Genomic DNA, 21,498 nt, shown 5'->3' on the forward strand with positions numbered 1-21,498 from the left:
GGTAAAATGAAAATGAAAAAAATTATCATATGTTTACTTATAGTTATATTTGCTGTCTGTAATGTACCAGTTTCCAAAGCAGAAGCAGGTTCTAAAGTAAATAGTAAAAGCATAACAGTAGATTCTTATGATGAATATTGGAAACAATTTTATTCCCTAATTGGAAAAGGATATAATGAAATTACACTTACTATTAAGGGTAATGATTCACTAAAAATAAAAAAATTGCTAGATGAAAATAAGGAATCGCCATTTACTCCTAGCAGCAGCTATGCAAAGAAATACATGGACAAATCAAATTGGAAGATACCTTATCTGATTGACTTATTCCACTATAAGGTTTTCCATAAGTTTGATCCCAACGAGCAGGATTATATTGAAGAGAATATCTACTCTGAGGATGAGATCAAATTTGCTGATGGTTATTACTCAATCACTAATTTAAGTAAGGAGATGTACACCAAATGGAACGACCAATATTATCTGGATTATAATTACGAATATTTGTGGGATCCTGAGTTTTACAGCTCTGAAGAAAGCAGATACATGTGGAGTGAAGAAAAGAAAGAATTATGTGTTACAGTAGAATTACGTGGTAAAGGTAGCTTTGAACATTATACAGGTGATCACGATAATATGCTGAAAACCTTTAGTGAAGTAAAAAAACTGATAAAATCATGGAAAATGGATAACATGACGGACTATCAGAGAATTAGCAAAATCAATAAGTATATCTGTGATCATGTAACCTATAAATCCTTTCCTGATCAAAACCCAGGTAGCGGAGCAAATGCATTTCTATATGGTGAAGCCGTATGTAATGGATATGCTGAATTAATTGACATTTTTCTAAAAACCATGGGTTATGAAACGGTACTTGTTACTGCATATGCGGAAGATTTCGATTTTACTAACGATGGCCACGCTTGGAACATTATTAAAATAAATAAAAAATGGTATGCAGTTGATACCACCTGGAATGATAGTCAAAAAGATTCTACGAAATATTTATTAGTGTCACAAAAAGAAATGAAAGATCACAATGGATGGGCATTAGGCAACTATAAAGATTATACTCTCAGTAAAACGAGATTATCAAATAACAGTAAATCAAAGCTAAAATTGACGTATTAGATTACTAGAGAGCAAGTCACCATATGACCACAACAATTTAAATTTTAAAATAAGTCCATAGTCTATGGGCTTATTTTAATGTTTAAACCATTATATGAAATTATAAATAAATGCAATGGGTATAGTAAAAGCAATGTATTTTACCCATGATATTACATATATGTATTTTCGAATGAAATAATAAAAATAAAATTAGGATTAAATATCTTGTAATAAACTAATATCATGTGTATAATTATGGTAAATATTTACATGGAGGAAAATGAAAATAGTTAAAAATTACAAGAGAGCATGTTTTTTATTAGTATTTATATTATTAGTATTAGCATCATTATTTGCTCCTATTATGGTTTATACTCAAGCTTCTTCGATTAAAATAAACAAAAACACCATTAATTTAGATATTGGAGAAACATTCCAGTTAAAAATAACTGGCACTAAATCAAAGGCTAAGTGGTCTACAAATAATAAGTCAATTGTTACAGTTAGTTCAGATGGGGTGGTAACTGGAATTAAAAATGGTTTTGCAGAAATTACAGCAGAGATAAATAATAAAAAATTGAAGTGTTTAGTTACGGTTCATAAACCTCAACTTGAACGTAATTCTATTATACTGGGGTTAGATGGTGAATTCAGCTTAAAAATTTGCTATTTACCAATAAAATACAAGGACTCTAAAATAACATGGAAATCAGCTAACACAAATATAGCTACAGTCGATGAAAATGGTGTGGTAACAGGTAAATCTTTTGGTAATACTAAAATTAATGTTTCTTTTGAAAATTATTCATTTAGCTGTATTGTCCATGTTGATCCTTCGAAAAAAAATATAATGGATGCCGTTGATAATTTTGGTTATGAATATGGTGAGTATGAAAATGTAATTTCCTGTATCTTAACCAATAATAGCAGAATTGACTTATATTTTGAATATAAGTTAGCATTCTATGATGAAAATGACAAAATTGTATCAGTTAGCAATAAATTTCAAACTAATTTATTCGGAAACGATAGCAAGGTTTTGACATTTGAAAAAACAAATAAGTCTTATAAGAGTTATAAAATTATTATTGAAAGTATATTTTTTAATTACAATGGATTAAAATCAAAATTAACTGAAAAAAATAGTGTTGATGTAGCGGTAGAAAAAACACCTTACTCGTATGTATATTATAATGATATGAAGAGAATCGATGATAGTATTGAACTATTTAATTTACATGTAAATAACAATTCAAATGATAGACTATGCGTAGAGGCTTATGTAGTTTATTATAAAGATAAAAAAATTGTTGCTATCGATAATTTCTGGAATCAAACTAATATAGATGTTGGTTCTTCCATTTTAGAAAATCCCAAATCATTATTTTTAAATTTTGAAAAAATAAGTATACCAGAGTACGATGATTATAAAGTTGTCTATAATGCAAGATCCTATTAAAAATAACAATGTAATGTTGTATTTAATATACTAGGGGTATTTTTTATTTATGTTGCATTGATTTGGTATCAAAGAAATCAGAAATGATTTGCAAGATTCGAGTTTTGATGTCAATAATAACTTAAATGGTGTTGAAAAAGAGTTGCTAATAGGATAGGAAAACTATCAATTTAGCAACTTTTTCTCAATATCTAAACAATCTTGAGTAAGCACAAGAGTAGTACTTAGGAGTCCTCTTGATTAGAGTCCACCGCAAACTGCTTTTTATAGGCTAAACGGCTAAACTCTTCTTCAGCATCTTCAATTAAAATTCCAGAAAAATGGATTCCTTTTTTTGTTTTCGTATCAAAGGTACTTCGTCCAAGTCCCTTTTTAATAATCTTATGGAGATAATGGATTGCTTGTGGTTTAAAGCCAAGTAACCTTGCACCAACTACATCGGTACTTACAGGATCCGTACCACATAAAACCATTCCAGTATGAATGGCAGTTCCTTTGTGTGGACCAGTACCAATCATAGCAGGACTTGCGCTTACTATGGAAACATCAATTGTGAATTTCTCAAACATAGCAGCGATAAAATCATGCAAATCATCATGAATTCCAAGCTCCTTTTTGGGATAACCTTGTTCGTCCCCAGCAGGCCAACCCATAGTAATATTCTTAATCGCAGCAGAAATGGTGGCTTCTTCATGAATTTTAAGCTGGGTAAAGGAGATAAGGAAGGTCATTTCATTATAAAGCTGATTTAAGCATAGTCTTGAGGGACAAGGATGATTGATATCAATACTAATAAATGGACCTTGGTTTAGATTTATGAATTCTACTTTTTCTTCCTTGATAATACTTGCAAATCCTACTTGTTCCATCAGACTAATTACATCCTCATCACCAGGACCAGTTGCAACGACAATTCTTTTAGGGTTACAACTTTTTACTAGTCGTATAATGGTCCGTAAACTTTCAGGTCCTACAACTCTGCCACTGCAAGGACTGGCTGGGGAGACCCAGTTAGGTGTTATCACTACCACATCTTCAGGTGATATCATGGTAGAAAACTGAATAAGTTGAAGTCCTTCTTCTATGGCAAGCGACTCATTTTCATTTTTTGTTATTGCGACTATTGGTTTTATTGTTCTTCGAACACGCATTTAGAAAGCTCCTTTCATTAGATGACTGAATTATATAAAGTATTAGCAGATTAATGGGGTGACATTCGATTTAAAATAAAAGAATTTACTTTTGAAAAAAAGAAATATCCCCACGAAGGAGAGGGGATATTTGCATGTTATACTTTATCAGATTTCTATATCGCAATTGTAGTAGCCATGAGTGAATCAGAATGTAACACTAAATTATAAAAACAGATAATTGATTGTCCAATTCACGTGCAATGTCTTTAAGCGCCTGAGAGGAACGAGCTAAGTTATTTACTGTAATGTCTAGTTCCTGTGCTGAGCTTGAAGTTTGCTGAGTTACAGCTGCATTTTCGTGTGATATCGAGGCAAGTAAACGAATGACATTGGCGATAGTATTCTTTGAATCATTTAAATCATCGACTTTTGTACGAATATTCTTAACGTTATCTGAGGAAATATTGATACCTTCGGTAATCGATGCAAAGTTTTGTTCTGTTTGATGAAGATAGGATTGTTGAGTATCAATACTGGATTTTACCTCTTTCATAACTTCAACTGTTGTATTAGATTCATGAAGAAGCTTCTTTATAATTAATTCAATTTCGTTAGCGGAAGCTCTAGATTGGTCTGCTAGCTTTCTGATTTCTTCAGCAACCACACTAAATCCACGGCCATAGTCGCCTGCCCTAGCAGCTTCGATGCTTGCATTTAAGGATAACAAATCAGTTTCTTCTGCAATAGCTTGAATAAGACCAACTGCTTTTTGAATCTCTTGTGCAGCTTGATTCGTAATATCAGTTTGCTTTGATATTTTGTCAACGGAGCTCATCGTCTGGTCATTGGATTCACTTAGTTGATGAAGAATCTGAGTGGATTGTTTTTCTGCTTTTGACATTGTTAGTGCTGTTTTAGTAAGAGCATCAACTGCTTCTGTAATAGAATTCATCTGAGTATCAATCATGGAAATATTATCTGAAGCAGTTTGTGTTTGTTTTGCTTGTGTCATTGCCTGTTTCGTGATTTCATCCATTGCATTAGATACTTCATTTACTGTTGTATCTGTGGAAGCAGAAGCAGCAGATAGAGTATCTGAGGAGATGATTAATTCTTCAGTGGATGCTTTTATCTTACTTACGATATGTAGTAATTGCTGCTGTAAGGATGCAGAGTTTTGCAAGATATGCCCAATTTCATCTCGTCGATTCAAATATTTTCTTGGCAAGAAAGTAGCTAAGTTACCTTCAGAGACCTTGGATAAAAAGTTGTTTGCTTCTATCATGGCTTTACTGAGTCTACGAGAAATAAGAACAGTAAGTATAGCGGAAAGTACAATAAATATAATAGAAATAATTAAAATACGTAAAATCTGCGAGTCAATCGATGTTTGAACGGAACTATATTCTTTTCCAGCGAAAACCATTCCAACGATTTTACCATCAGGATCACGAAGTGGTTGATAATATGCGTAATAGCGTTGTCCTTCAATGACGAGGGAATCACTATAATAGATGTTTCCCTCCATCTCAACATACTGTCTTACCTTTGGGTCTGGAGAGGAGGCAACGGCACGTCCACCATCTTGTTCTCGTTTAATGGTCGTAATAATTCTCATACCATTAAAATATAAGGTACAATCAAAGCCAGAACTTGCTTTGATAGAATCTACGAGTCGATGGTCACCGGAGATATGTTGCTTTCCTTTATTAATGCCACCAGAGACGTTCGTAGTATAATCACCTGGATACAAATTAGTATAGGTTTCAACTAAGGAAGCAGATACATACTTGAGTGAATTCTCAATTTCACTCTTAATGCTTTCTTTTAGTATTTTAGTACTGCTTACAGTTAGAACAATATCCAAGACTAATAAAGGAAGTAGACCTAAAGCAAGTAATTTCATAATAATACTAGTATTCTTTTTCTTATTAAATTTTTTACTTTTTTTCATAATTCAACCTTTCTGCCATGGATGTTTCGTATAAATAACATGACGTAAAATGACATTAAACACAACAATATTATACTGTATTTGTTTATAAAAGGAAAGATGTGTTAGTAAAATTATGCAACATACATAATAATATGATATAAATTTGGTCAAATAGTATAAATAATTAAGAAACTCTTAGAAAGAAGTTAGGAAAACGTTATAGTTTCGATTATTACATCAATAGAGCTTATTTCTCAAAAATGGAATCAACTATTCGGCATATACAACTAATAAAATAACAGTTAGGGCTTTTTAACTAGTTGAAGGTCATCAAATGTTAATATGTAGATGATGCAGATATGGTTGTAGAAGTCAGAAAAAGAAATGGTTAAATTGTTGAAGGAATGACGTATTATGATATTGAATTCTTGGAGTTTATTAATGCTCATCGCTACAATATTGAAACTACTAGATTCTATTATGGATATGAAACTGTAATTATTGAAGCTGCATTAGTAGATCAGAATGGTAGATATTGTGAAGAAGATTGTATTATTAATTTCTGCTAGTGAGATTTTGTATCATTGGGAAAGATTTAGAGGAATAACTTATAGATTTATTGTAGGACTTCAACCGTGTAATATATTATTCCTACCACTCTATCAAGCTATGTATTGTAATATTATGTAATTTATGCTACGATACATAAAAATAGTTGGAGGTTTGTTATGTTTGATAATATTCAGAAAACAATAAAATCACTTGCTAAATTAATATTTTGGCTATCATTTATAATCGGTATATTATGGGGAATCTATATTATTGATTTTAATGCTAAACTAAATTATCGTCATAACTTTTATGATTTGAGGGTGAAATTAAGTTTATTATCACCTGTGATGTTATTTTTTGTTGGGGCTGTTTCATCCTTCCTGATCTATGGATTTAGAGAGATTATGAAGTTCTAAAAAATATTGATAATAAATTAAACGGCAATATAGATACAAACAATAGTGAATCTACAGCTAATACAACGGAATATAATATCTAAAGTGTAGGATGTCACTTGAACCGTTTTAGTCAATGGAAATACTACTCGCCTTAATATAGTTGGTGAGTGGTTGTACTTTTAGGGATATACTGGTGGATGGGAACTTCAGGGATGTTGTCCAAAGATATAAAAAAGATTAGTCTAAGTACTTTAAATATGTAGAATATTGATAAGTAAAAAGTACGTGTTTGCATATAAAAAGCCAAACGGTAGCTTCGATGTTACTTAAAAAGTACCGTTTGGATTTCTTCTACTATTACAGCACAACAAATTATCTGGTAGTGTAAATTATTCTGTGTCAATGGTGGTAAATGGTTCCTTCTAGTCAAGAATTAAGTATAATAATTCTTGATTGGAGGAATTTTTTTATTTAGATTAATGTATTTTAATTATGCATTCCTTGCTGAATCAAACGCACATTGCCCTATGTGGCAATAACCACTTGGATTCTTATCTAGATATTTCTGATGATACTCTTCGGCATCAAAGAATTGAAGTAATGGCTTTACTTCAATTGCAATAGGTTTATCATACTTTTTTACTAATTCTTTTAATGATGATTTGATAATCTCTAAATCAGCTTCATCGATATAATAAATTCCAGTACGATATTGAATACCTTTGTCTCCACCTTGCTTGTTGATGGAAGTTGGATCGATAACATCATAGTATAAATTTAAAAGCTTTTCAAGAGGAAGGATGGAGTCATCATACTGTATTTCAACAGTTTCTGCATGACCAGTGTTGTTGTGGCAAACTTCTTCGTAGGTTGGATTTGAGGTGGTTCCATTTGCATATCCAACTTTGGTACTCAAAACTCCACGTATTAAAGAAAAATATTTTTCTCCACCCCAAAAACATCCGGCAGCAATATAAATTGTTTTATTCATATAGACCTCTTTCTTCAATTGCTTGATTATAAGTTAATTTAAAAAAGTTATTATTTTTCTTGTACTATACTATTCTTCCGGAATGCAGTCAAGGCTGTTTTAATTTGCCGAAACTATTGTCCACTAACTTACATAAAGCAAATTTGTAAAATATATTACCTGATACAACTTGTGATGGTATTGGATATTCATTATTACCAGACTATACCAGCCTTTAGAGACTATGAAACAGTAATTGTAAAAAATTACTATGAATGATACAATTAGTAAATAAGAAAAATTTGTGGAATACATTAATAGAGAAATTAAAATGAAATACGAATAACATATGAAGAATTAAAAATAGAGGGATTAAAAATAAATAGTGTTGATGCCAGATGCTAGTGAGTAATGTGAACTTGCTTCTTTAGACGGAATTAAAAAAGCTATAGAAATCTTATAAAATCATCTCTTCACATATAATATAACGGTTGCAACCGACAGTTGACAAAAAAACAACTTTAAATGGTGGCTTTGCAACCACAAATTTTGCTATCATAACACCATCAAATGAAAGGAGTGTCAGTTATGAATATAGCAGATAGAATACAAAATTTAAGAAAAATAAAAGGAATTTCACAGGAAGAGCTTGCTGATAAGGTAGGAGTATCTCGACAGGCAGTATCTAAATGGGAGAGTGAACAAAGTTTTAAGAACTTTAAGTGAAAGAAAATACTTGGACTTATTGAATCGATTAGTTAAAAGAATTGGTAACATAAATAACTTGATCCCAATCAGAATTATTAGTTATGATATTGGCGCTTTATTCTTAAGCATTTGTTTTCAAAATAACTTGCCACTTGATTTGGAAATAGGAGATACATTGGAGATATTCTATTCTAAATTGATTGAGCAGACACCTTATAGAAAGTTAGATATTACTATTGAACCTGATGTAATGAACTTTTACAATGACAATATTAAAATGCTTAGAAGCAAAATGGATAATATTATTGTCAATTGTAGTGAAGTTATTAAGGGGAATTTTGAAGTGCTTGGGTTTAATGTTTATTCAGCTAGATTCTTAGATGGATACATTTACTCAGAATCTTTTCTTATGTACAAAGACAGCCAACAAATTACACTGTACGGAAATTATCTGTTTAAGTTAGAAAACAACAGAGTAACTGAAATTTATAAAGAAGAATGATTTATGAAGTTCACGATATGAACGATGAATATGTGAAATGAACTATATTCTAAATGAGAAGGGACAAAAGTATGAGTATTGCGTTTTGAATTTCCTCCGTAATTTGCATTGAATTTTCTGTATCAATATGTTTATTTGAACTATCCATTAAATAAAATTAATGTCATTATAATAACAAGTGTATTCAACTTTTTGGAGGTAACTAGGGAAACGATTATCAAGAGTTACCAGAACGATTGGAGGAGATAAACTGGTTATGTATAGAATTCATCGGCATTACCATTATTTATCTTAACAGGATGTAGCAGGGTGGGTAAAATGAGAAAAATAAGTATTTTTATCAAACATTATATTAGTTATATTTGCACTGGATTATCGTGGGGATTAATGTTATTGATATTCTGGTATTATGAGTACAAAGTATATGGTGGCAACTTGAAAACAGGTTTTACTTATGCATTAATATGTCCGCCTATATATGCTTTATCTTATTTTTTAAATAAAGAAGATAGAAAAGAACGATTAGAACAGAAATCCAAATCAAAATTGAAGATAAGCAATATAATTAATGATATCATTTTGGTATGTCTTGGGCTATTTTTTCTGTGGGTAATAGTATTCAGAAATCCTTATTTAATAAACATATATCTTTGTTTATCAGTGATATTATTTTATATAATTATAACATATATTTTACCACGAAAAGAATGTGAGAAAAAAAACAGGATAGAAGATTCTAGATGGTTAGTTTCTATTATATTTGGTATTCTAACCGTAGACGTCTTGCTCTTCTGTATAATTGCAAATCCAATCACAGTGAAGGAGGGGCGACAGCTTGTAGGAGACACCGGTTATGAGAATGTTCAGTTTATTGACAATATAAAAGATCCTATAATTCTTGAGTCTATATTTGCAGATTGTGATTTATTACTTTCAAAAAATGAAGATGCTTTAAATTTTTATCTTTACAGAGGAACTAAGTATGGTGAAAGCTATGGTATTGTTGTGAGTCTTGTCGGTCGTCGTATTGTTGCTGAATCTAAGGATGAAAACAATAATTCTCTATTGTATTTTTATGAAATTCACCGTAATGATTAATTTTACAATAAATAATAAGAACAAAATAATCTATGATATATTGAAATTTCCAAAGCTAATCAAATAAGATAGAGGAAAGTATAGAATTTTAATTATGTAGTTCGTGATAAGAAAATATAAAGTATATACGCTGATTTAACTAAAATTATTTCTCAATGACAAACTCAACAGGAGTAATGATATGTATGTTAAATTAATCCAACCTAAAATGGAAAAGAGGCCAATGGATACAGAAATAAAAATTCATATGGCACCTCCTCTTGGACTGCTAACGATAGCAACCATACTTCGTGAATCGCATAGAATATCAATTGAAAATGAAAATATACAAGCTATTTCATTTGATGATAATCCAGATATTGTTGGTATAACAGTGACAGTAGATGTCCTTCCACGTGCTATTGAGATCTCAGATGAGTTTCGAAAAAGAGGCATACCGGTTGTTGCAGGTGGTATACATATCACGACAGCAACGAGTACAATTTCGGATGGGAGTTTCGATGTTCTTTGCATCGGTATGGCAGAAGGCACATGGCCCTATATCATGCAGGATTTTGCAGATGGCTGCCTAAAAAGTAAATACATATGTTCCGGTAAACTTACAGGCCAAGATATTGTTTCGCCTGCATATGATTTGATTGACTCTGACAAATACTTGTATTGTAATGTGGTTCATACTAGTCGTGGATGCCCGTATCGATGCGATTTTTGCTATAACAGTAGTGCTTCACGTCGATATATAAATCGCCCCGTACAGGATGTTATGAATGAAATAAGTGCATTGAAATCACGTCATATTATGTTTATTGATGATAATTTCATAGGAAATCCAACCTGGACTCGTGCTCTTTTAAAGGAATTAAAACCCATGCGTCTGAAGTGGAACGCTGCTGTTTCTGCAAACATTCTAGAGATGTCAGATCTGCTAGATGAAATGAAAGAAAGCGGTTGTCAAAGTTTGTTCATAGGGTTTGAAAGTATAAATCCAGGTTCATTACAGGATGTTCATAAAAAGCAAAATGTTGTTAATAAGTACGAGGAGCTAGTAAATGCTATTCACAGTCGAGGTATTATGATTAATGCAAGTTTTGTATTTGGACTTGACAGTGATACTTCTGAGATATTTCAATCCACGCTTGACTGGATAGTATTGCATAAAATAGAAACGGTCACATCTCATATTCTGACCCCATACCCTGGGACAGCATTATATGAGAGAATGAAATCAGAAGGACGGATTATAACTTCAGATCTTTCACTTTATAACACAGCGCATGTAGTTTTTACTCCAACTAAGATGACGGAAGAAGAGCTAGATCAAGGATACCTATGGATTTATCGGAAAGTATACAGCTTTAAGAACATCATCATGCGTATGCCAAAATCAAAAAATCAAATTTTACCGTATCTCGCCTTTAATTTGTTTTACCGCAAGTTCGGAAAGTTTACAGATATTTTATGCAAATGGATTTCATATAAACGTATAGGCCATTGGGGGCAAATAATATCAAAATATAATAAAAACCAAGCGATGGGAAGGAGGAAAAATGAATAGAAAGACGTATTATAAACTGAACGCATGTTTTATGCTATTTTTAATTTACATAATTATGATTCCTTTGAAAGTCGATGCAGCTGATTCCATATCAAAGAAGGATGAAGTAATTTACTTAAAATCAAGAGAAGATATTAGAGGATGTATTGTAGATTGGTCTATTCTGAATAGCTCTACGGTAAGAAGAGTTGTGATTCCTAAGGAAGTACAATATGTATTACCCGATTCATGTTATGAGATTGATTACAGCCGAGTTCAAGGCTTTCAACCAATAACACCAGGTTATCCTAATCTGGTTGAAGTTGAAGTAGATCCTGAAAATCCATATCTTACTGCTGTTGATGGAATTTTATATAGTAAAGACCTAAAAGTATTATATTATTGTCCACCAGGGAAGGTAGGGGCGGTTGTTCTACCTGATGAAGTAGAAAAGATAGATTTAATGGCATTTCAAGGATGTACTGAAATAACTTCTATAACTTTTTCGGATTCTTTAAAGCAAATTTATTATGGGGCATTTGGAAATAATTCAAAGTTAAACAAACTTATAGTGTCTTCGAATAATACAAATTTCATGATAAAGTCAAATGTATTATTTAGTAAAGACGGCGAGATTTTATACTTATATCCTCAAGGAGTGAAGGACACTTATTATTATGTACCATACGGAGTTAGAAGAATACATCCAGGTGCATTTATTGGGAATCAGACCCTCAATTCTGTCTATATACCAGAAACTGTTGATTCCATCGGAATAGAAGCGTTTAAAGGTTGTAGTAATTTAATCAAGGTAAAATTGTGCGAAGGATTACAGAATATTGAAGCAGGTGCATTTTTATATTGTTCTAAGTTAAAAGAACTTACTTTTCCAAAAGGGTTGCTTTATGTTTATCAAGATGCTATCAAAGGATGTAATAACTTATTATCAATAGTACTACCAGAGAGTATACAAGAAGCGCCAGAAAATTTATCTGAAGTAAAAAACCGTGTAATATATTGTTACAGTTTGTATACATGGATTTCCGTCGAGAAAAGTACTAAAAATAATATTACTGTATATCTGTATCAAGAAGCAATTAAAATAGCTGATTATTTGAAGAAACAAGGTGCTACTGTTAAATATTTAGTACCAACCACAACTACTATATCCCCTACAAGCAAAGCACCATCAAATGCAATTAAAGGAACTGGGAAACCAGATATTTCTTGGTATAATGAAAGCAAGACGACATTTACAATAAATAATCCGGATCAACTTGCTGGACTTGCAAAATTAGTAATTCGAGGGAAAAGTATGTCAAATAAGACAATCATGCTAGGAAATGATTTAGATTTATCTTGTTATCCAAATTGGGAAACTATAGGTGTATTTTCATCGACCCAGTATCGTATCTTTCGAGGCACATTTGATGGAAAAAATCATACAATTTATAACTTACGAATCAATCGAATTTATTCCAATGGATTAGGGTTATTTGGAGCGATAGGAGGAGAAATTAAGAATTTAATAATAAAAGATGCTGATATCACTGGAGATGCTTGTGTCGGAATCTTATGCGGTGATACGTTGAAAGGGAAGATTTCAAACTGTTATACTAGTGGAAGAGTTCGGGGTAACGAAAATGTTGGTGGATTGATTGGGAGAAATGGTTCCAATGTTGTACAGTGTAATACTAATGTTGAGGTCAAAGGAATTATAAATACTGGTGGAATTACCGGATACAATTATCGTGGCTTGTCAAATTGCATTAGCACAGGTGAAATCTTCTCCTATAATGCAACTGGAGGGATCAGTGGCTATAACACTGGTGAAATTGTAGAATGTATTAATAAATCTATGGTTGATGGATATGGTATGGTTGGTGGTATTGTTGGATCAATGCCATATGAAGGAATTGTAAAATCTAGTGCTCATGAAGGCTTTGTGAAAGGTAATCATAATTTTGATGGAATTATTGGTTATTATTCTGAGTACTTCGGAAAAGTAGAAGATTGTGAATCTTATGGAGAGGTAGTTGGTAGGTATACTGGGATTAAAGGCTGACATTAGTTGGTAGATATATTGGGATAAAAGATTGGCTCAAGTCTTCGGACTTGGGTCTTTTTATATGTAAAATTATGACGATGCTACTTTGATAATGAATCGAAAAACAAATATCGATTATTGTAGAAAGTGATATTGGGATAAATTGTGTCTAATAAAAAAATTCGAAGTTAACATCCTATATATAACATGAGACAGTTCAAAAAAAAGATTAGAAATGTGAAAATAAATTTGTTGTTATTGTTATTTTTTAAATAAATAGTAAATCATAGAACTATGTGTTATACTAGAGGCTACCTAAAAAAAAGAAAATATAATAATAATAAAATCTGCCTGCAGATGAAAAAACAATGTTATATTTAGAAGTGGAAGTAGAATGAATTTTAATGAAATGAATTTAATAAAACCGTTATTGCAAGCCATCAAGGAAGAAGGCTTTGTAGAGCCATCACCGATTCAAAAAAAGACGATCCCTCTAGTACTAGAAGGTAAAGATATCCTAGGATGTGCCCAAACGGGAACTGGTAAGACAGCAGCATTTGCATTACCTATTTTACAGAGTTTATCGAAAGATGAGGGCAGTGGAATCCGCGCCCTTATTATTACACCAACAAGGGAATTGGCAATTCAAATATATGAAAGTTTTGATTGTTTTGGTAAGTATACGACGCTTAAGCAAAGTGTTATTTACGGTGGAGTAGGACAAAGCGAACAAGTTAATTCTTTAAAAGCGGGAGTAGATATTCTAATAGCAACTCCTGGGCGCCTTAATGATTTGATCGGTCAAGGTTATATTACGTTAGATAAAATCGAGATGTTTGTACTGGATGAAGCAGATCAAATGCTTGATATGGGTTTTTTAAATGATATAAAAAAAGTGATAAAATTATTACCGCAAACACGACAGACGTTACTGTTTAGTGCGACGATGCCAAAGGAAATTGAATCACTAGCAACTAATTTACTACACAATCCTGAAATAATTAAAATTAGTCCTGTAACAAGTACGGTTGATTCCATCGAACAAAGTGTTTATTTTGTTGATCGTTTAAATAAAATCTCATTATTGACGTATTTAATCAAAGAGCATAAGATGTCAAGGGTTCTCGTATTTACAAGAACAAAACATGGTGCTGATCGTGTGGCAGATAAGTTAAACAAGGCAAAAGTTAAGACACAAGCAATTCATGGTGGTAAAGGTCAGAATGCAAGGCAGACTGCTCTTAGTGATTTTAAAGAGGGGAAAATTAAAGTATTGGTTGCAACTGATATTGCAGCAAGAGGTATTGATATTTCAGAGTTATCCTACGTGGTAAATTACGATATCCCAAATCAGTCGGAAACTTACATTCATCGTATCGGAAGAACAGGACGCGCCGGATTAGGTGGAAATGCAATCAATTTATGCAATATTGATGACTTGGATTATTTAAGAGAAATTGAAAAACATATTGGTGTGCTTATTCCAGAAGTTCCATCCAAGTGGCCAATGTTAATACTTGAGAAGACGGAAAAGCCAGTCAGAGGTCAAAAGTCAGAAAATGCTTCAAAGAATGTAGGCAAGGAATCTATAAAGAATGAAGAAAAGGTTTTACTAAACGAAGGTGCTAAGAAAACGAAAGCTCACAAGAAATCTGAATCTAAAAAGGGAGAGGAAAGTAAAAAAATGTCCTCTACGAAGAAGAAAGTGTCTACATTAGGTAATAAGAAAACAATTCCAGATAAGAAGCAGCAGTTGCAAGAAAAGAAGAAAACGGTAATTGGAAAGAAGAAAACGGCAATTGGAAAGAAAAAAACGGTTACTGGAAAGAGATAAGATAAGTGACAAGTCTCTTTCAAAGTAATTTTATCTAACATTATGTTTTTCATCCTATGATTTTTTTAAAGTTTTACAATTTTAATATGTCATAATGAAACTAAATATAGAGAATACTAAGATAAAGATATATTCTATTGTCTATGAAAACAATAGATTTACTCGTAATTGAAGGAGAAAAAATGAAATATTTTATTATTGAAGGTAATATAATAAATCCAGATTTAATGGATGATGATATTTTGAAAGAACATATGGCTTATACACAAAAAGCTATGGATAAAGGATTCGTATTAATGTCTGGTCTTAAATCAGATATGAGTGGTGGATTAACTATTATGAAAAGAGAATCTCTGAATGAAGTAGAGGAATATTTATCGAATGAACCTCTAAAAATGAATGGAATTCAAGAATATAAAGTACTTGAGTTCTCCACTCATTACTTTAATCCAACTCCTAGTGAATGGTTTCAATCATAGTTTGATTAAAAATGGTGAAAAAAATGCATCTTGTTTGGACTGTAAAATCCTAAACAAGGTGCATTTTTATAATATAAATACTATTTTTCTGTGAAAGTATTGTTATTTCAGATTCAGATTGTTATAGTCCTGGAATACGTCCATATATTTTTTCTCTTGAATCATAATCAATGGATTGAATCTTTACCTTTGCATTCTTTTTCTTTGCGGTTTCTATTGAATTTACACTGGAATCTCCACCATTAGCACCAATGATTTGTCCATCTCCAATATAGATTGCAACATGTACTACATTACCACTTGATTTTGATTTAAAAAATACTAAATCTCCCGGCTTTAATTCACTTCGCGCAATTTTCTTTACGTAATTAGCTTGGTCAGCAGAAACCATATAGGAATTCATTAAACCAAACTTCTTAAATACTTGATAAGTAAAATGAGAACAGTCTAAACCGTAACTACTTCCTTGAGGGTAATTTCCACCCCATTGGTAGTAAACACCTAGAAATGTTTTCGCATATTCTATAATCTCATTTCTAGTAGGGGAAGTTGAAGAAGAGCTATCTGGTGCTGAATTCTCTATAGAAGTGACAGGTTTAAAATAGTTGCTACTTACATAACCAACCGTTTTACCCCACACGACTTTATACCATCCATTCTCTGTACTCATTATTGGTAAAACAGTTTGGTTTGGGATATTACCAAGGATCTGAGAAGAAGTGGATGCGGATGAACGTAAGTTTAGTGTTCCTCCATTGGTAACTACAGTTCCATATTGGGTAGATGAAATATTGATATATGATTTATGTGCATATCCAACGTTTCCACTTGTACTATAGATTACTTTATAGAAGTCACCAGAACTTCCGATTACTTGAATTGGAGCATTGGGATTTAAGGAAGAAACATTTGTAGAGGATGTACTGGCAGATGCACGGATATTCAGTGGTGTCTCTTTCGTGGTACTTACTCCAACGTTTGGTTCTGATTTACTTGCTGCCCAAGTTACTATTTTAGGACTAAGACAAACAAGTGTAAATACAATACCAAACATTACAATCATACGTTTTATCAGTAGCTGCTTTGTTTTTAACATAAATACCTCTTTTCATTATAACTGTCTTGGTGTTACAAAACAGGATATAGTTACTCCTGTAGGTATATAAGTAAGGTTAGTAGGGGGACCTACTAATTAAGATGTAATATTATTGTAATAAATAATTAACAAAATAGCAACAGTTAAAATATGGGTGGTACTTATTGTTTCATAAATTAGAATGTGAGATACTATACTTTATAGTAGTCAAATTTACATAGCGAAACAAAAATATAGTAAGATAATGCATGTATAACTGAGTCCCGTAACGCATTAAATTTAGCCCATAAGGCAGAAAAAAGTGACAAGTCTTTTTAAGACTTGTCACTTTCATTTACCGTAATTGTTTCAAGTTGAGAAGTACAGTGAGGACAACGAGTTGCATTGATATTTATCTTTGTCATGCAATATGGACAATCCTTCTCTGTTGGTTTTACATCAACTTTTTTCTTCCTATCTTCAAAGGACAGTATTTTGTTCATCCCTTTTACTAAAAGGAAGACAACAAAAGCCATGATGATAAAGTTAATTAATGCAGTTATAAAGGCACCATATCTTAGTGTAATCCCAAAGATATCCCACTGTAATGAGTCAAAATTTTGGCGAGTAAACAAACCAATGATAGGGGATAGAATGTTATCGGTTAAAGAAGTTACGATTCCTTGAAACGCACTACCGATAATAACGCCGACTGCTAAGTTCATAACATTACCTTTTAAAGCAAATTCTCTGAACTCTTTTAAAAATTTTTTCATTATTTTCTCCTCTTTTTTAAAAACATATTATTATTTTAGTACGAATGGACAAGAATGTAAAGAATAAGACAGAAAATATCGATTACAGAATAGAAGTTTTTACGATTTAAAAACATAAAATAATCTGTAGAATAGCAAATTTTCATTGCATTCATCGTATGTATGGGTATAATAGAAACAGATCATTCGTAGGAAAGGAACTACTACATGTTAGATAATAGATTTACACAATACAAACTTTGTGGGGAGATTATTCAAGCATTATCTATGCTTCATTATATAGAACCAACACCAATTCAAGAAAAAGTAATACCACTTGCTTTAGAAGGAAAAGACATTATAGCAAAATCAAAAACAGGAAGTGGGAAAACAGCAGCTTTTGCCATTCCGATATGTGAAGCAATTGTTTGGGAAGAGAATTTACCTCAAGCTCTTGTTTTGGAGCCGACAAGAGAACTAGCCTACCAGGTTAAGGATGAAATCTTTAACATTGGACGTATGAAACGAGTTAAGGTCCCAGTGGTATTTGGTGGATTTCCATTTGATAAGCAAGCACTTACTCTAAAGCAAAAATCTCATATTGTTGTAGGAACACCGGGAAGAGTGTTGGATCATTGTGAGAGCGGAACGTTAAAATGCAATAATATGAAATATGTTATCATAGATGAAGCTGATCTTATGCTTGATATGGGATTCCTAGAAGATGTGAAGCGAATTCTTTCCTATTTACCAGAGAATATAACAATAATGCTATTTTCTGCAACCATGGGAGAAGCGTTGTATGCTTTAACCGATGAGTTTATGAATTCTCCGGTTGAAGTAAAGCTTGAAGATGGTACCGAAACTGTGGATAGTATTGAACAGTTAGGTTGTTTTGTAACAGAAGAGGATAAGTACGAGTTATTCCTTCGTATGTTATATAAAAATAATCCAACGAACGCGATGATTTTTTGTGGTACCAGAGAAATGGTAGAGGTATTATATTATAAACTGAAAAAAGAAAAAGTTTGGTGTGGTATGTTGCATGGGCTGATTGATCAAAAGCAACGAATTCATACGATTGATGATTTTCGTACCGGCGGATTTCGCTATCTGATCGCTACGGATGTGGCAGCTAGAGGTGTTGATTTTGATGATATAACACACGTTATTAACTATGATTTACCTATGTCAAAAGAAACCTATGTTCATAGAATTGGACGAACAGGACGAAATGGAAAGAGTGGTAAAGCAATTAGTTTCATTCGTGAGGAAGAAATGAAGATGCTTAATTTAATTGAAAAGTTTACTGGTACTCCAATCCAAATCGTTACACCACCGACCGAGGAAGAAGTTAGAGAGCTTTTCTATAAAGAAAAATTCAACGAAGATCAACAAAAAAAACAGGAACGAAAAAAGAAAAAGGGTGATGTCTTTCAAAAAGAAATTATGAAACTGACGATCAGTGGCGGTAGAAAATCAAAGCTTAGAACGTGTGAGGTTGTCGGAACAATTAGTGGTATTGAAGGTGTTAATGGAAATGAAGATATTGGTGTAATTGATATACGAGATAGTATTACCTATGTAGAAATCCTAAATGGAAAAGGAAATTTAGTTCTGAACGAACTTCCTAAGCGTACAATGAAAGGAAAATGTCGAAAAGTTAGTATAAGCAGATAAAATACAAGAAAGCCATGCTTTGGAACTTTTTCATGCCTTAAATAAAGCAAACGAAAACCTATTGTTTTAGACGTTGACTAGTTCTCTAGGTATCTAGCAATGTTTTAACTAAAGTTTTAACCAACGTTTTTGTGGAATGAAAAAAATATATAAAAACCATCTATTATGTGTTATCCTATAAGTGCAGCTCCTTTCTGAGATATGGTTATTGTGTTATTAACTCAATTTTACTACAAATCAGTTAGGAGTTTTCTTGTTTCATACGATATAAGAGGGGGTACAGAAGATAAAATCTTAATAGGAGAGAGAACTTATAATTAATTTATATATGTAACAAAAATAAGCAGATACATACAATAAAAAGTGCACTAGCTAGGAACAAAAAGCGATACATACAAAGAAAGTACTTACCAAGAAAATAAATAACTGTATACTTTCAATGAAGTACAGGGAACTAACAATGATACTAAAATATCTGTATACTTACAATGAAGTACAGGGAACTAACAATGATACTAAAATATCTGTATAATTACAGTGAGTCAGAGGGGACTAACAATGAAACAAACAATGAAATCGAGGGGTTACATACCAATAAACACGGAGTAGGATTTTTGAAAGGAGAAGGAGATGTATCGGGTTTTACTTGTGGATGATGAGGATTTAGCAAGAGAGTCAATTAGCCGCTGTATCAAGTGGTCTGATTTGGGATTATCATTGGTTGGAACATGTAAAAACGGTAAGGAAGCCATTCTGTTTGTCACGGAACATGAAGTGGACATTGTTCTCACTGATATCTGTATGCCATATTTAGATGGTATGGAATTAAGTAAATTCTTATATGAGAACCATAAAGACATTAAGATTGTAATACTTAGTGGTTTTCATGAATTTGAATATGCAAAGCAAGCAATGAGGTATAAAGTAGTCGAGTATTTATTAAAGCCCGTTACCGCACAAGAGCTAAGAGATGTTTTAATAAATCTTACTAATGACTTAAATAAGAATCGGAAAGAACAGCAAGAAATAACAATAATGAAACAAGAATACAATAAAAGTTTAACTTTGGTGAAAGGACAAGTATTATCTGATTTGATGCTTCAAGGAAACCCTAGCGAACAGTTAAAAACTGATTTACAACGTCTAGAAATACATATCGAAGACTCTAATTTACGAGTCGTATCTTTTATGGTGACATCGTTTGAGAGTGATGAGCCGAAACAAAGTGCTTTAATATTAATTACTATAGTAAAAATTATTGAGACAACGATAAAAGATTATAAAGATTGTATCGTTTTTCAAGGTGTGGATAATGGTATATACCTAATCTTTCATACGTCTAAGAAAAGAAATCTTGAGGATAAACTTCACCAAATTCTAAACGATATCAAAAAAAATATTGAAGCAGCTATGTCTTTTCATATTCAGATTGGAATGGGAGGATGGGTGCATGGCATTCATAACCTAACAACCTCGTTTGAAGAAGCAAAACGTGCACTTTCCTATCGCTATTTAGATCAAAATATTTATCTTTGGGAAATGGATAAGATTAAAATGGTGGATAAAGTAGCCATTTACGAGTATCTGGAGAATTTCCAGACAGCAATCAAAGGGAATGATAAGGAAGGCATCAAAAAATTAGTTGAGCAGCTGCAAACGGAATTTTATATTGGATATCTCGATAAAAATAGAATCTTGCTTTATTTACAAAGGATTATATTGTTAACCCGTAAGTTATTAGAAGAAGCAGATATGAAAAATAATAGTCAAATACCAAAAGAAAACGACATATTAGAACAGATAAGTAAAGCACCTTACTTAGAGCAAGCAATGAAGCTGTTACAGAACTATCTAAATGAAATAGCATGTCAGTTAAGTATTGGGAAGGAAAGTAATAACGAAAAGTTAGTTGCACAAGCGAAGGCTTATTTGAATAAACATTATAGCAATCCTAATTTAAGTTTATCTATTCTTTGTCAAGAACTATTAATCAGCCCATCGTATTTTAGCTCGATCTATAAAGCATCCACTGGAGAGACTTTTTTAGATACCTTAAATCAAATACGCTTAGAGCAGGCAAAACTACTATTACGAAATACAAACCTTAAGAATTATGAAGTTGCTTTAAAAGTAGGATTTAGTGATCCTCATTATTTTAACATCGCATTTAAAAAAGCAACGAAGATGACTCCAAAAGAATTTGCTAAGAGAAATGATTGAGG

The 21,498-nt window shown here is 32.1% G+C and carries 18 protein-coding genes; 13 read left to right on the top strand and 5 right to left on the bottom strand.

Annotated elements, in window-relative coordinates; genetic code table 11:
* The first annotated feature begins 6 nt into the window (after positions 1-6).
* Together RTP52_RS13125 and RTP52_RS13130 are read left to right on the top strand one after the other, a co-directional pair.
* Positions 7-1,134 (top strand): transglutaminase domain-containing protein, encoded by a 1,128-nt coding sequence (locus RTP52_RS13125; protein WP_312371905.1) that lies wholly within the window; start codon positions 7-9, stop codon positions 1,132-1,134.
* Positions 1,135-1,396: 262 nt separating this feature from the next.
* Complete coding sequence (locus tag RTP52_RS13130) at positions 1,397-2,575, top strand: Ig-like domain-containing protein (RefSeq protein ID WP_312371906.1); 1,179 nt, start codon at positions 1,397-1,399, stop codon at positions 2,573-2,575.
* A 224-nt stretch (positions 2,576-2,799) separates the two neighbouring features.
* Here the strand turns inward: RTP52_RS13130 and RTP52_RS13135 are convergent, their stop codons facing one another.
* Positions 2,800-3,726, bottom strand: a complete 927-nt coding sequence (locus RTP52_RS13135) for a DUF362 domain-containing protein (protein ID WP_312371908.1) — start codon at positions 3,724-3,726, stop codon at positions 2,800-2,802.
* A 199-nt stretch (positions 3,727-3,925) separates the two neighbouring features.
* Positions 3,926-5,662: a methyl-accepting chemotaxis protein gene (locus RTP52_RS13140; protein ID WP_312371909.1), complete on the bottom strand. Its 1,737-nt coding sequence runs from the start codon at positions 5,660-5,662 to the stop codon at positions 3,926-3,928.
* 386 nt (positions 5,663-6,048) lie between these two features.
* On the opposite strand from RTP52_RS13140, the gene RTP52_RS13145 reads away from it, so the two are divergent.
* Complete coding sequence (locus RTP52_RS13145) at positions 6,049-6,213, top strand: hypothetical protein (RefSeq protein WP_312371910.1); 165 nt, start codon at positions 6,049-6,051, stop codon at positions 6,211-6,213.
* A gap of 159 nt (positions 6,214-6,372) precedes the next feature.
* Entirely contained in the window at positions 6,373-6,612 is a 240-nt protein-coding gene (locus RTP52_RS13150; protein WP_312371912.1) for a hypothetical protein, read from the top strand.
* Positions 6,613-7,084: 472 nt separating this feature from the next.
* On the opposite strand, the gene msrA is transcribed toward RTP52_RS13150, so the two are convergent.
* Positions 7,085-7,585 (bottom strand): peptide-methionine (S)-S-oxide reductase MsrA, encoded by a 501-nt coding sequence (gene msrA, locus RTP52_RS13155; protein WP_312371914.1) that lies wholly within the window; start codon positions 7,583-7,585, stop codon positions 7,085-7,087.
* A 567-nt stretch (positions 7,586-8,152) separates the two neighbouring features.
* On the opposite strand from msrA, the gene RTP52_RS13160 reads away from it, so the two are divergent.
* The 7 genes from RTP52_RS13160 (at position 8,153) to RTP52_RS13190 (ending at position 15,766) form a co-directional block, all read left to right on the top strand.
* Positions 8,153-8,290, top strand: a complete 138-nt coding sequence (locus RTP52_RS13160) for a helix-turn-helix domain-containing protein (protein WP_331661518.1) — start codon at positions 8,153-8,155, stop codon at positions 8,288-8,290.
* The gene (locus tag RTP52_RS13165) at positions 8,262-8,774 is read left to right on the top strand and encodes a hypothetical protein (RefSeq protein WP_312371916.1); all 513 of its coding nucleotides are present in this window, start codon (positions 8,262-8,264) and stop codon (positions 8,772-8,774) included. Before RTP52_RS13160 ends, RTP52_RS13165 begins: the two co-directional genes overlap by 29 nt.
* A 318-nt stretch (positions 8,775-9,092) precedes the next feature.
* Complete coding sequence (locus RTP52_RS13170) at positions 9,093-9,872, top strand: hypothetical protein (protein WP_312371917.1); 780 nt, start codon at positions 9,093-9,095, stop codon at positions 9,870-9,872.
* A gap of 181 nt (positions 9,873-10,053) precedes the next feature.
* Entirely contained in the window at positions 10,054-11,427 is a 1,374-nt protein-coding gene (locus RTP52_RS13175) for a B12-binding domain-containing radical SAM protein (protein ID WP_312371919.1), read from the top strand.
* Entirely contained in the window at positions 11,420-13,471 is a 2,052-nt protein-coding gene (locus RTP52_RS13180) for a leucine-rich repeat domain-containing protein (RefSeq protein ID WP_312371921.1), read from the top strand. The genes RTP52_RS13175 and RTP52_RS13180 overlap by 8 nt, the downstream gene beginning before the upstream one ends.
* Before the next feature lie 376 nt (positions 13,472-13,847).
* Positions 13,848-15,287 carry a DEAD/DEAH box helicase gene (locus tag RTP52_RS13185; RefSeq protein ID WP_312371923.1) on the top strand — a complete coding sequence of 480 codons (1,440 nt, stop codon included), beginning with the start codon at positions 13,848-13,850 and terminating at the stop codon, positions 15,285-15,287.
* Positions 15,288-15,469: 182 nt separating this feature from the next.
* Positions 15,470-15,766, top strand: a complete 297-nt coding sequence (locus tag RTP52_RS13190; protein ID WP_312371925.1) for a YciI family protein — start codon at positions 15,470-15,472, stop codon at positions 15,764-15,766.
* Positions 15,767-15,887: 121 nt separating this feature from the next.
* On the opposite strand, the gene RTP52_RS13195 is transcribed toward RTP52_RS13190, so the two are convergent.
* Both RTP52_RS13195 and mscL read right to left on the bottom strand, forming a co-directional pair.
* On the bottom strand, positions 15,888-16,862 hold the full coding sequence (locus tag RTP52_RS13195; RefSeq protein ID WP_312371926.1) for a C40 family peptidase: 975 nt from the start codon (positions 16,860-16,862) through the stop codon (positions 15,888-15,890).
* A 314-nt stretch (positions 16,863-17,176) separates the two neighbouring features.
* Positions 17,177-17,617 carry a large conductance mechanosensitive channel protein MscL gene (gene mscL / locus RTP52_RS13200; protein ID WP_312371927.1) on the bottom strand — a complete coding sequence of 147 codons (441 nt, stop codon included), beginning with the start codon at positions 17,615-17,617 and terminating at the stop codon, positions 17,177-17,179.
* A gap of 207 nt (positions 17,618-17,824) precedes the next feature.
* Here mscL and RTP52_RS13205 point away from each other — a divergent pair, with 207 nt between their 5' ends.
* Together RTP52_RS13205 and RTP52_RS13210 are read left to right on the top strand one after the other, a co-directional pair.
* Positions 17,825-19,276, top strand: a complete 1,452-nt coding sequence (locus tag RTP52_RS13205; protein WP_312103227.1) for a DEAD/DEAH box helicase — start codon at positions 17,825-17,827, stop codon at positions 19,274-19,276.
* A 630-nt stretch (positions 19,277-19,906) separates the two neighbouring features.
* Complete coding sequence (locus RTP52_RS13210; protein WP_312371929.1) at positions 19,907-21,496, top strand: response regulator; 1,590 nt, start codon at positions 19,907-19,909, stop codon at positions 21,494-21,496.
* Positions 21,497-21,498: the final 2 nt, after the last annotated feature.

The sequence above is a fragment of the Lachnoclostridium sp. genome, from assembly GCF_031997925.1.
Taxonomy (GTDB): Bacteria; Bacillota; Clostridia; order Lachnospirales; family Lachnospiraceae; genus Lachnoclostridium.

What these genes read in the sequence shown, in the direction of transcription:
- RTP52_RS13125 (WP_312371905.1), top strand. Translation starts at nt 7, where the DNA reads ATGAAAATGAAAAAAATTATCATATGTTTACTTATAGTTATATTTGCT.
- RTP52_RS13130 (WP_312371906.1), top strand. Translation starts at nt 1,397, where the DNA reads ATGAAAATAGTTAAAAATTACAAGAGAGCATGTTTTTTATTAGTATTT.
- RTP52_RS13135 (WP_312371908.1), bottom strand. Translation starts at nt 3,726, where the DNA reads ATGCGTGTTCGAAGAACAATAAAACCAATAGTCGCAATAACAAAAAAT.
- RTP52_RS13140 (WP_312371909.1), bottom strand. Translation starts at nt 5,662, where the DNA reads ATGAAAAAAAGTAAAAAATTTAATAAGAAAAAGAATACTAGTATTATT.
- RTP52_RS13145 (WP_312371910.1), top strand. Translation starts at nt 6,049, where the DNA reads ATGACGTATTATGATATTGAATTCTTGGAGTTTATTAATGCTCATCGC.
- RTP52_RS13150 (WP_312371912.1), top strand. Translation starts at nt 6,373, where the DNA reads ATGTTTGATAATATTCAGAAAACAATAAAATCACTTGCTAAATTAATA.
- msrA (WP_312371914.1), bottom strand. Translation starts at nt 7,585, where the DNA reads ATGAATAAAACAATTTATATTGCTGCCGGATGTTTTTGGGGTGGAGAA.
- RTP52_RS13160 (WP_331661518.1), top strand. Translation starts at nt 8,153, where the DNA reads ATGAATATAGCAGATAGAATACAAAATTTAAGAAAAATAAAAGGAATT.
- RTP52_RS13170 (WP_312371917.1), top strand. Translation starts at nt 9,093, where the DNA reads ATGAGAAAAATAAGTATTTTTATCAAACATTATATTAGTTATATTTGC.
- RTP52_RS13175 (WP_312371919.1), top strand. Translation starts at nt 10,054, where the DNA reads ATGTATGTTAAATTAATCCAACCTAAAATGGAAAAGAGGCCAATGGAT.
- RTP52_RS13180 (WP_312371921.1), top strand. Translation starts at nt 11,420, where the DNA reads ATGAATAGAAAGACGTATTATAAACTGAACGCATGTTTTATGCTATTT.
- RTP52_RS13185 (WP_312371923.1), top strand. Translation starts at nt 13,848, where the DNA reads ATGAATTTTAATGAAATGAATTTAATAAAACCGTTATTGCAAGCCATC.
- RTP52_RS13190 (WP_312371925.1), top strand. Translation starts at nt 15,470, where the DNA reads ATGAAATATTTTATTATTGAAGGTAATATAATAAATCCAGATTTAATG.
- RTP52_RS13195 (WP_312371926.1), bottom strand. Translation starts at nt 16,862, where the DNA reads ATGTTAAAAACAAAGCAGCTACTGATAAAACGTATGATTGTAATGTTT.
- mscL (WP_312371927.1), bottom strand. Translation starts at nt 17,617, where the DNA reads ATGAAAAAATTTTTAAAAGAGTTCAGAGAATTTGCTTTAAAAGGTAAT.
- RTP52_RS13205 (WP_312103227.1), top strand. Translation starts at nt 17,825, where the DNA reads ATGTTAGATAATAGATTTACACAATACAAACTTTGTGGGGAGATTATT.
- RTP52_RS13210 (WP_312371929.1), top strand. Translation starts at nt 19,907, where the DNA reads ATGTATCGGGTTTTACTTGTGGATGATGAGGATTTAGCAAGAGAGTCA.